The organism is Streptomyces avidinii (assembly GCF_045161815.1).
In the GTDB taxonomy this organism is placed as follows: domain Bacteria; phylum Actinomycetota; class Actinomycetes; order Streptomycetales; family Streptomycetaceae; genus Streptomyces; species Streptomyces avidinii.
The window spans coordinates 8,143,742-8,153,054 of record NZ_CP108863.1 but is presented as its reverse complement, the minus strand read 5'-3'; the positions used below and the strand labels follow the sequence as shown (position 1 = coordinate 8,153,054).

The following is a 9,313-nucleotide window of genomic DNA, read 5'->3' as shown; positions in this document are numbered from 1 at the left end:
GACGACAACGCCGTCTACGTGACCCTCGCCTGAGCGCGATGTCAGTTGCCGGACGGGCCGTGCGCGAGACGTTCTCCGGACTTCCCGCCGCCTACTGGTGGTTGTGGACGAGCACGCTGGTCAACCGGCTGGGCGGCTTCGTCGTCACCTTCCTCGCCATGTACCTGACGGTCGAGCGGAGCTTCTCCGCCTCGTACGCCGGTCTGGTCGCGGCGCTCTACGGTCTGGGCGGGTCGGTGGCCGCGGTGATCGGCGGTGTGCTGAGCGACCGGATCGGCCGACGCGCGACCCTGCTGGCCGCGTCGCTGGCCACGGCGGCGAGCACGGCGGTGCTGGGTCTGGTCACCCAGCCGACCGCGATCGCCGTGACGGCGTGCGGGGTGGGTCTGGCCAGCAACGCGTCCCGTCCTGCGGTCTCCGCGATGATGGCCGACCTGGTCGCCCCGGAGGACCAGATACGGGCCCACTCGTTGAACTACTGGGCCGTCAACGTGGGTTTCGGCGTCTCGGCGGCCGCAGCCGGTCTGATCTCCGCCCACGGGTGGGTGTGGCTGTTCCTCGGCGATGCGCTGACGACCCTGCTGTGCGCGATGGTCGTCTTCGTACGCGTACCCGAGACACGCCCGTCCGAGGCGGGGACCGGCGGCACAGCGCCAGTGATCGGGCTGTCACAGGTGTGCCGGGACAGGCCCTTCATGGCCCTGGTCGCACTGACCTTCCTGCTGGGAACGATCATCCAGCAGGCGTTCACCACGCTGCCGGTGGACATGGGCAGATCCGGTTTCGGCGCCTCCGACTACGGGCGCGTGGTGGCCCTGAACGGCCTGTTGATCGTATTGCTCCAAATACCTCTGGCCCGCTGGGCGGGCAAGCGGGGAACGGACGCGGTGCTGCCGTTGGGCGCCCTGCTGCTCGGGTGGGGGTTCGGCCTGACGGCCTTCGCCGGGACCTCGGGTCCGGCCGGGCCGTCCGGGTCCGTTTGGCTCTACGCCCTCAGCGTCACCGTGTGGACGCTGGGTGAGATCGTCTACACGCCGGCGTCCGCGGCGGCCGTGGCCGGCCTGTCGCCGCTGCCGGCGCGCGGCCGCTACCAGGGCGTCCACGCACTGGCGTGGGCGGCGGCGTCGTTGGTGGGCCCGGCGGCCGGCGGGGCGGCGATGGACCGCTTCGGGGCGGGGGTGGTGTGGGGTGCCTGCGCGGTGGTGGGCACGGCGGCGGCCGGCGGCTTCTGGGCGCTCACGCGACGTCCCGTGTGACGCCCCTCGCGCCGAAAGGTGGGTTTGCGGGCGTCGACGCGGGCAGTGATGCGTCCATGAACGAGATCATCTTGATGTCGGACCCGAGGGTCGCAGCCCTACCGGTCCTGGAGTGCGGGGAGGCCCTCACCGATGTCCGCTCCGAGCGCCGCCTGCTGCTCGACCTCCGCAAGGCGGACGACGTAGGAGCGTTCTGTCACGTCCGCACAGGTGTCCTGGAGCGGCTGCTCCACGCTCAGACCCTGCTGCCCGACGGGCTGCGGCTGCTATTCGTCGAGGGCTACCGGCCCCCGGCGCTGCAGAAGCGGTACTTCGAGGAGTACGCGGACGCCTTGCGTGCTGCCCACACCGACTGGCTTCCCGGCGAAGTGCATGGGGCGGCGAGCCGCTACGTCTCGCCTCCTGACATCGCGCCGCACAGTGCCGGAGCGGCCGTGGACGTGACCCTGGCAGACGCCGACGGCCGCGAGCTCGACCTCGGTACGCGCATGAACGCCTCCCCGGAGGAGAGCGACGGCGGCTGCTACACCCACGCTCGCAACATCACCGGGTCCGCGCGCGCCCACCGGACGGTCCTGTCCGCGGCACTGATCGAGGCAGGTCTCGTCAACTACCCGACGGAATGGTGGCACTGGTCCTACGGCGACCGCTACTGGGCCCTCGCCACAGGCGCGGCACACGCGATGTACGGTCCGCACGAACTGGTGTGAAGCGGAGGGGCCGCCGGGACGGCCCGCCTGGCGGTCGGCGCTCAGCCACTGCGGTCCGGCAGGCGCGGTGCCAGCAACTCGACCGCATCCTCACAGTGGATCAGCCTGGCCGATGGCCAGGGCAATCCAGCGATCGGAAGCAGGAGTCCGCCACACCTGCATACTGCCGGCCAGACCACACAGGAAGCCCATCGGCTCGGGCGCCTGAAAGTCCGGATCCGTCTCGCAGACGCCGCCCCAGTAGCCGGACTCGGCGTGCCAGTCGCCGCCGAGGAGCTTCACCGCCCGGCGTGCAATGTCCGAGATGGAGAACGGGTCTCGCTGCCTGAACCGGCCGTTTAACCTGGGCAGCCGGCCTCGGTCCAGGTCGCGACCAGGTCACGGCAGACGATGGAGAGTGAGCCGGTCCAGAACGCGATCTCGTGGCTGCAGCCGTTCTGGTGGGGCAGGACCTCGTCGAGGATTACGGTCCCTAGGCTTGCCCAGTCGTTGTCCTTGATGCCTTCGGCATTAAAGCTGGAGACGCCTGCGTAGCGGATGACCAGGTCTTCGTCGTGCTTCCAGCAGTTGTGCCGGAACTGGATCTCCATCTGCTGGTCGTCAGATCCGACGCCCTGGACGTGCTGGAGCTCCAGGTCCTTCACACACCGCTTGCTGGAGAAGTCGTAGTGCTCTGGGGCAGTCGCGAAACCCCGGGCCCCGAGCGGCAGATCGTGAGCCAGCGAAGGCAGAACCTCCAGGTATCGAGCAGGAGAAAGGATGCCTGACAGGTTGCCGACCTGCGCGTCCAGGTTGATGTACTCCATCGTCCTTCATCCCGGCTCGTGACTCTGTTGGCCAACGAATCGTCGCACGACCTCCACGCTGTCGGCCCGGAGATTCACGCTGCCGTACTCGGCTCTGAGCTGCGTCTGGGTTTGGGTTTGGTGCCGACTTGTGGTGTGCGGGTCGGGTGTAGGACTCGCCGGTGGCGAGGACTCGTCCGACGTCGTAGCGGGTGGCAGGCTGTCGGTTCTTCGAGCCGAGCGGGCGGGGCGGCCGGGGCCGGGCCTGGTCGTTTTCGGTGCACCGGCTGGCGTGCCCGTCTTCGCTCGCAGGTTCCTGAACCCCCGCCGGACCCGAGCCGGGGTGAGTCTGTTCGATTCCGCCGGCCGCTTCCATGGCCGCCGCAGATCCTGAGCGAGTGGGCGGGCGAGACGGCGCTGAGCGTGTGCGGCCAGGACGAGCCAGGCCAAGCGGTCTGCCGCCGCCGAGTCCCGCAGCTTGGGCCTGGTCCAGCCGAGAGTCTGCTTGAGCAGCCTGAACGTGTGCTCCACCTCGAACCTTCGCAGGAATGCCTGCCAGCACCGGTCGACGTCCCGAGTGGCAGCGCTGTTGCCCGACCACCACAGCCAGACGGGCTTGTTCACCCCTCCGCTGGGCAGTCTCTCGACCGTCAGGCGGATCACGCTGCCTTCGGTGATCGACAGTGGGCCCTGAGAGCCGGAGGCCGTAGATCGCAATCAGTCAAGCTGTGTGAAGGTCCCGTGAATCCCACTGGGCTACTGCCAAGTACAGATCAGAGTCCTCACCGTGATCAAGACACGGAAGCACGCCATACGTGCACTCGGAGTCACTGCCGCAGCAGTCAGCATCCTCACCCTGGCTTCGTCACCCGCCAGCGCCGCTACCAGGACCGCCTACTACGGCAGCGACTATGTCACCGGCCGGCCCAACGGATACAACAACGCAATCTTCGTCAAGGACAACACCGCTGACGGGCATGGGGTTTACGCCAACGTCCATTTCAACAACGGCGAAAAGGCGTTCGGCTACCAGTCCTCGAAGTACGCACCGAACGGGCTTTGGGCTGGAGGGAGCAGCTCGGGTGGAGCGACCTATGTATGGGACCCCAGCACCTACGGCGTGAAGGTGGACTGGGTTCAGGTCTGCCGTGACACCGTCGGGTGCAGCTCCTGGGTGCCCGTCTACGACGGATCGTAATTCTCTACCCGACCAACGCACCCAGTCCCCCGCGCCGCCGGCGCGGGGGACTTTGCAGTTCAGCCTTCAGAGGCAGGTTGCAAAAATTCTTCTGGCAGGGTGTTCGGTGGTGTTACAGGAGCCGTACCCGAGTGCTCTGTCCGCTGGCCGGTGGGAGTTGATCGATCCCATCCTGTCGGCCTGGCGGGCCGACCAGAGAGGGAAAGGCCTGGACACGGGTCGGCCGTGGTGCCTGTCGCGGCCGGCGAGGCCGGAGGCGACTACATGCAGACCGGCGGGTCCGGGTAGGAGCACCCGGCATAGGTGTCGCCTTCGTACGTGATGCCGCCTTCCATCGGCTGGTCGCAGGTGGCGCAGTTGACGGCGAAGTACGGGTTGACGCGGAGGAAGGCCGCGTGCTTCATCTCGAAGATCGCCTTCACCCCATCCAGCCCATGCTCCCGGATTCCGTGCTGCAGGAAGTCGAACGCGCCGAACTCGTGGCCCTCCTTGCACGCAAAGCGGCCGAAGCGGAAGGCGCCGATGTCCGCGATCCCCAGCTCGGACTCGATCCGCGCCTTCTCCTCGGCCGACACCGGTTCCAGCCGGGAACTCTTGACGAGCTCGGATGTCCAGTGCAGGTCCCGGAGGATGCGGGCCTGCTCACGGGACAGGTAGAAGGAAGCGGTTCTGCCACTCTTGACGGTTTCCAGCACGAGAGCCACGACTGCGTCATCGTCTGCCGAGACGACAACCTTCCCCCTGCCGACGGCTGCTTCGATCTGGGCCAGCAAAGATTTGTCCACGACGCATCCTTCCGGGTCTGCACCCTGAATCCGGTCCTGCGTTCGCGGAGAACTCTTCTGTTCGGCTGCCCTGTTCGGCGTCTGCCACACCGGCGGCCTCACCCACACGGCAGCCCCGGCCCCCTGCACGGCCCCACCGGCCGGCCCAAACGTCCGAGCTGCCACATCTCCCGGGACGACGACGTACTGGGCGGAGCCGATGCAAGGAGCGTCGGGTGCGGCTGTCGGCGGCGACGAGCACCACCTGGTGGTCGGTGCGGTCGCACACTGCCGGGAGGCGTTCGCGATACCCAGGAAGCGAGGTCGCGGGCGCCTCACAGATAAGGAAGAGGAGCGCAGGACGCACTGGAGGGTGTCCGGGTGCCGGCGTGCGGAGACCGCAGGCGCCGTTCACGCTCCGCCGCGCAGCCGGTGCAGGTGAGTCCGTCGGCCGGCGGGACGGTCTACCAGCCGCGCTCGTGACCGGCCAGGGCGGCCCGGCCGGCGCGGCGAAGGCATGATGTGCGGTTGCTGGCGGCACGGTCGTGCCAGTGCAGAGGCTAGTGGGACTGCACCGGTCTTGGTCATTTTTGGCGTGATTGTCGAAGTCTCCGGGTTGACCTGGCCGAGGAGGCAGGAGCGCCCGGCGTTCTTCATTGGCCAGCTGGGGCGGGACCAAGCAGTCGGTGCAGCGCCACCTGTGGGCCTCGCGCCTGCACTCATTCGCTGACGGACGACTCCCACCCGCCCCTTAGGCTCACCCCATGCCGACCGACAACGACCCGCAGAGCACCGTCAAGCACTGGCAGGAATGCACGGACGCGTACGACTTCCTCGAGCAGATTCGTCTCCGCCCCGGCATGTGGCTGCCCGACGGATCACTCCTGCACCTGCAATCCATCCTGAACGGCTACCAAGCCGCGCTCGGCGTGCATTCCATTGGCGAACCCTTCGACTTCTGGCCCGACGGGCACTTCAGCCAGTGGCTGCGTCAGCATCACGGCATTTCCAGCTCCCTCGGTTGGGCCGCGGAGATTGAACGCAACACCCCGGACGGCTCCACTCCGGTCGAGGAGTTCTTCCGACTGCTGGGCGAATACCGTCGTCACGCCGCCTTGAAGCCGGCGCCGAACACCCCAATGAGCCGCTTCCCTGGCATCGAGTACATGGGCAACACGTTCGTCACCCTCTTCTGGCGCCAGCGGCTCCTCAACCAGGCTGTGCAGCATCTCGAAGACCGTGACTTCCGGGTCGTTCGGCTGGCAGCGGGCCAATGGAGCACGGAACAGAACAGGACATGCACCGTGCCATCGCTGCCGCCCTGCAGTTCCCCGACTACTACGGCCACAACCTTGACGCACTCAACGACTGCCTCGGCGATGTGGCCTGCTACGGCGGTTACGGCGATTCAGCGGAAGGCGCGGGACTGGTCCTCACCTTCACCGACTACGACCGATTCGCAGCTGCCTGCCCCAGGGCGGCGCAAGTCGTACTCGACATCATCGCCGATCGAGCCCGTCGCGCGGCCGTACTTCAGCGCCGGCTGATCTGCCTGCTCCACAGCAATGACCCCGACATTCGATTCGACCCGGTCGGCGCCATGCCCGTCATGTGGAACAGCGACGAATGGCTGGACGCCAACCGCCGAGGCTAAGCAGGCGATCTTCATCACTCTGCTGCAGCGTCCCAGGCGGCCATGACACGCCCCTCCTCCCAGTGCCACCATCTCATTGCCTCACCGTCTTCCAAGAGCTTGCGGATCCGCGGCAGGTCCGCCTCAGGCCGGACATCCAAGGCCACCATCCGATACCGCTGCAGAGTGATGTCGCCGAGTCTCGCAAACGCCCGGGTGCCTGCTTCGGGAGCTCGGACGTGCTTCGCCCTCGAGGGGCATCGGTGCCGCGGGTATCAGTGAGATCGATCTTGGTCGCCTAGGCCGTCTCTTTCGGATCTTGTCGGCCGAGCCCGCGGCGTCCGGTGCCGTGCCCGGCAAGGCGGAGGTGCGCCCGAGTACTGGACGTACTCGGGCGCACCGACAACGCAGCCGGGTGCGGTGCCGGGCGTCGCGGGCCCGGCAAGATCCGAAAGAGACGGCCTAGCGGAGTGATCAGGCGTTGTGCCGGAATGAAGGCTCGCCCGATGTGATGATCTGCCCCATGCGCCCCGGCCTGTCGTGCGATCTTGTCGACCGTGCGGGCGCACACTCCCGACGTCTCCTGGTCCCACGCCCTCGGGAGTGACCTCAGAAGCCGTATCTCAACCGACCGTGATCCGTTGATTTCTGCTGGTCAGGCATGGTGTATCTCGGAATGAGAGAGACATCCGGCGTCTTGTTTCCGCTCCGTGAGCGAGGGTGCGCGATGGCGTCGGTGCTGGGAATGCTGGAGGAGCGGGAGACAGCGGCCCGTTTGCGGGTGGAAGGGCTACGGGAGGAAGTCGCCCGGTTGGCTGAGCTGTTGGAGGCCGCCGAGATCGAGCTGGACCGGCGGGTGATCGCGCGGTAAGAGCTGGTCGAGGCCCTGGCAGCCTCGGCTGCCGAGACCACCGCCGGGACCGAGGCCGAGGAGAAAGCGGTGCTGTCGCTCGCGCCGGTGCCGGGCTCGACGGTGCCGCCCTGGCGGGAAGGGCTGCCGGTGACGGCTTTGGCGCCGGACCATCAGCGCATTCTGGGCGTGCTGGAACAGCAGCGATCCACGGGTCACGGACCGCTTCGGGCCAAGGAGATCGCGGTGGAGCTGGGCCTTGACGCGACGCCGGCGAAGGTCGAGGGGCTGCGGTCGAAAGCCCGGCGCCTGGCGGAGCGCGGGTGGCTCCTCCTGAAGGCGTCGGGGGCGTTCAGCGCCGGCCGGCGGACCGTGGCCGTCCCAGACGCCGGCTCATCCGCGTGACCATCGACCACCGGATCATCGCCTCGCTGGTGGCGGGCAGGGTCTCGTAGTCCCGGGCCAGACGGCGGGAGTTCATCAACCATGCGAACGTGCGCTCTGCCACCCACCGCCTCGGCAGCACTACGAACCCTGCCATGTCGTCGGTGCGTTTGACGATCTCCAAGGTCAGGGCGAGTTTGTCCCGGCACCAGCCGACGAGGGAGCCGGTGTAGCCGCCGTCGGCCCACACGAGGGTGATGTCGCGGTGCCGACGGCGCAGCCGCATCAGCAGGCCCGCCGCAGCGTCCCGGTCGCCGATGTTCGCAGCCGTGACCGCGACGGCCAGGAGCAGGCCGAGGGTGTCGGTCACGATGTGCCGCTTGCGGCCCGGCACCTTCTCCCCGCCGTCGTAGCCGCGTGAGGCGGCCGGCACCGTCGCGGCGGCCCGCACCGACTGCGCGTCGATGATCCCCGCAGTGGGCTCGGCCTCGCGGCCCTCGTGCTAACGGACCGTCCCGCGCAGCCGGTCGTGGAACTCGGCGATCAGCCCGTGCTCGCGCCAGCGGCGGAAGAAGGCGTAGACCCGGGCCCATGCGGGGAAGTCCGCGGGCATCACGCCACGAGGTCCCGCCCGCGACCAGGTAGCGGATCGCGTCCAACAGCTGCCGGTGGCAGTAGCCCTCGGGCCGTCCACCCCGCCCCTGGAACCAGGCCGGCACCGGCAGCAACGGCCGGACGGCCGCCCACCCGCGTCCGTCATGTCCGACGGATACCGACGCACCCGGTCCGGATGGTCGGCCGCGTTGCCGTACACGTGCGCGAGGCAATCGCACGACACGGCGGGCGGGTTGAAGTCAACATGCTCGGGCACGTTCAACAAAGACAACAGGGCCTCCGGGAACCACTCGGAATGGGATCGCACCCCCGAGCTACCAGGAGGCCCTGCTTTCACGCGCGGAAACCGCCGCAGTCACCCGACCAAGACTCCCGTTCGATCGACAGCCTTCGAGATCGGTACGGGCAACAACCACTTACGTGCCCGGATGCTCCGGCAGGGCGAGCCAGTCCGACCAGGAGATCTCGCGGCCGAGGAAGCGCGGCTGCTCGAACGGCCAGTCGGCGGCGATCCACTGCGGCACCAGCGCGTCGAGGGCCTGCTCGACCTTGCCGCCCACCAGCTCGTCCACCACCCACCAGGAGATCTCGCCGTCCGCGCCGGCCCTCTCCGGTGGGTCGATGTAGACACAGCCGAGCAGAGCTGTCTCCGCCGCGTCGAACAGCGCGTAGTTGAAGGACTGGTGTGCGGCGATCTCCTTCTCGTGCCGCAACAGGTCGGCCTGGTCGGCCTCGTAGGTCATCGTGGCCGCGGGCCAGCCCCAGGCCGGGCCGAAGATGGTCCACAGCCGCTCGCGCGAACCCATCACAGCCGGATAGTCGAGCGGGGTGTCCGCCTCCCGGATCGGCCGCAGGTGATGGCCACCGCCCGGCAGCGGTACCAGGACGGGGTGGACGAAGTCATCGGGAAGCCAGCTCATGGCGCCCGACCGTAGCAGCGCGCGGCCGTCCGCTCCCCTGGATTTTCCCCGTATACCGCCAGGCCCTGCTCTCATGCCGGGCAGGGCCCGCGATCACCCGATCGAGACTCCCGTTCGATCGACAGACTCGATGATCGGTATGGCAACGGCTTCTGAGCCCGCGGCACGGGCATGTTCCTGCAGGTCGATCTGGCCTGG

Annotated in this window: 11 protein-coding genes and 3 pseudogenes; 7 read left to right on the top strand and 7 right to left on the bottom strand. The window is 68.1% G+C overall.

The window, feature by feature from the left end; genetic code table 11:
• Positions 1-38: 38 nt before the first annotated feature.
• Both OG373_RS36915 and OG373_RS36910 read left to right on the top strand, forming a co-directional pair.
• Positions 39-1,256 carry an MDR family MFS transporter gene (locus OG373_RS36915; RefSeq protein WP_405443083.1) on the top strand — a complete coding sequence of 406 codons (1,218 nt, stop codon included), beginning with the start codon at positions 39-41 and terminating at the stop codon, positions 1,254-1,256.
• A 56-nt stretch (positions 1,257-1,312) separates the two neighbouring features.
• A complete protein-coding gene (locus tag OG373_RS36910) occupies positions 1,313-1,966 on the top strand; it encodes a M15 family metallopeptidase (protein WP_405443082.1) in 654 nt (217 codons plus the stop codon).
• Between the two features lie 90 nt (positions 1,967-2,056).
• Here the strand turns inward: OG373_RS36910 and OG373_RS36905 are convergent, their stop codons facing one another.
• The 3 genes and pseudogenes from OG373_RS36905 to OG373_RS36895 form a co-directional block, all read right to left on the bottom strand.
• Positions 2,057-2,248 (bottom strand): hypothetical protein, encoded by a 192-nt coding sequence (locus tag OG373_RS36905; protein WP_405443081.1) that lies wholly within the window; start codon positions 2,246-2,248, stop codon positions 2,057-2,059.
• A gap of 56 nt (positions 2,249-2,304) precedes the next feature.
• Positions 2,305-2,772, bottom strand: a complete 468-nt coding sequence (locus OG373_RS36900; protein ID WP_405443080.1) for a hypothetical protein — start codon at positions 2,770-2,772, stop codon at positions 2,305-2,307.
• Positions 2,773-2,884: 112 nt separating this feature from the next.
• A pseudogene (locus tag OG373_RS36895) lies at positions 2,885-3,450 on the bottom strand (transposase); the annotation flags it as partial.
• A gap of 88 nt (positions 3,451-3,538) precedes the next feature.
• Here OG373_RS36895 and OG373_RS36890 point away from each other — a divergent pair.
• Both OG373_RS36890 and OG373_RS36885 read left to right on the top strand, forming a co-directional pair.
• On the top strand, positions 3,539-3,949 hold the full coding sequence (locus OG373_RS36890; RefSeq protein WP_405443079.1) for a hypothetical protein: 411 nt from the start codon (positions 3,539-3,541) through the stop codon (positions 3,947-3,949).
• Between the two features lie 106 nt (positions 3,950-4,055).
• Positions 4,056-4,175: pseudogene (locus tag OG373_RS36885) on the top strand (IS5/IS1182 family transposase); the annotation flags it as partial.
• 34 nt (positions 4,176-4,209) lie between these two features.
• Here the strand turns inward: OG373_RS36885 and OG373_RS36880 are convergent.
• Both OG373_RS36880 and OG373_RS36875 read right to left on the bottom strand, forming a co-directional pair.
• On the bottom strand, positions 4,210-4,722 hold the full coding sequence (locus tag OG373_RS36880) for a hypothetical protein (protein WP_405443077.1): 513 nt from the start codon (positions 4,720-4,722) through the stop codon (positions 4,210-4,212).
• A gap of 869 nt (positions 4,723-5,591) precedes the next feature.
• Positions 5,592-5,942, bottom strand: a complete 351-nt coding sequence (locus tag OG373_RS36875; RefSeq protein ID WP_405443076.1) for a hypothetical protein — start codon at positions 5,940-5,942, stop codon at positions 5,592-5,594.
• 44 nt (positions 5,943-5,986) lie between these two features.
• On the opposite strand from OG373_RS36875, the gene OG373_RS36870 reads away from it, so the two are divergent.
• The 3 genes from OG373_RS36870 to OG373_RS36860 all read left to right on the top strand — a co-directional run bounded on the left by OG373_RS36870 (position 5,987) and on the right by OG373_RS36860 (position 7,601).
• Complete coding sequence (locus tag OG373_RS36870; protein ID WP_405443075.1) at positions 5,987-6,367, top strand: barstar family protein; 381 nt, start codon at positions 5,987-5,989, stop codon at positions 6,365-6,367.
• A gap of 706 nt (positions 6,368-7,073) precedes the next feature.
• The gene (locus OG373_RS36865) at positions 7,074-7,217 is read left to right on the top strand and encodes a hypothetical protein (protein ID WP_405443073.1); all 144 of its coding nucleotides are present in this window, start codon (positions 7,074-7,076) and stop codon (positions 7,215-7,217) included.
• A gap of 69 nt (positions 7,218-7,286) precedes the next feature.
• Positions 7,287-7,601 (top strand): hypothetical protein, encoded by a 315-nt coding sequence (locus OG373_RS36860; RefSeq protein WP_405443071.1) that lies wholly within the window; start codon positions 7,287-7,289, stop codon positions 7,599-7,601.
• Here the strand turns inward: OG373_RS36860 and OG373_RS36855 are convergent.
• Together OG373_RS36855 and OG373_RS36850 are read right to left on the bottom strand one after the other, a co-directional pair.
• A pseudogene (locus OG373_RS36855) lies at positions 7,549-8,340 on the bottom strand (IS5 family transposase). The gene OG373_RS36860 and the pseudogene OG373_RS36855 overlap by 53 nt on opposite strands.
• 271 nt (positions 8,341-8,611) lie before the next feature.
• A complete protein-coding gene (locus OG373_RS36850) occupies positions 8,612-9,115 on the bottom strand; it encodes a GNAT family N-acetyltransferase (protein ID WP_405443070.1) in 504 nt (167 codons plus the stop codon).
• Positions 9,116-9,313 lie beyond the last annotated feature (198 nt).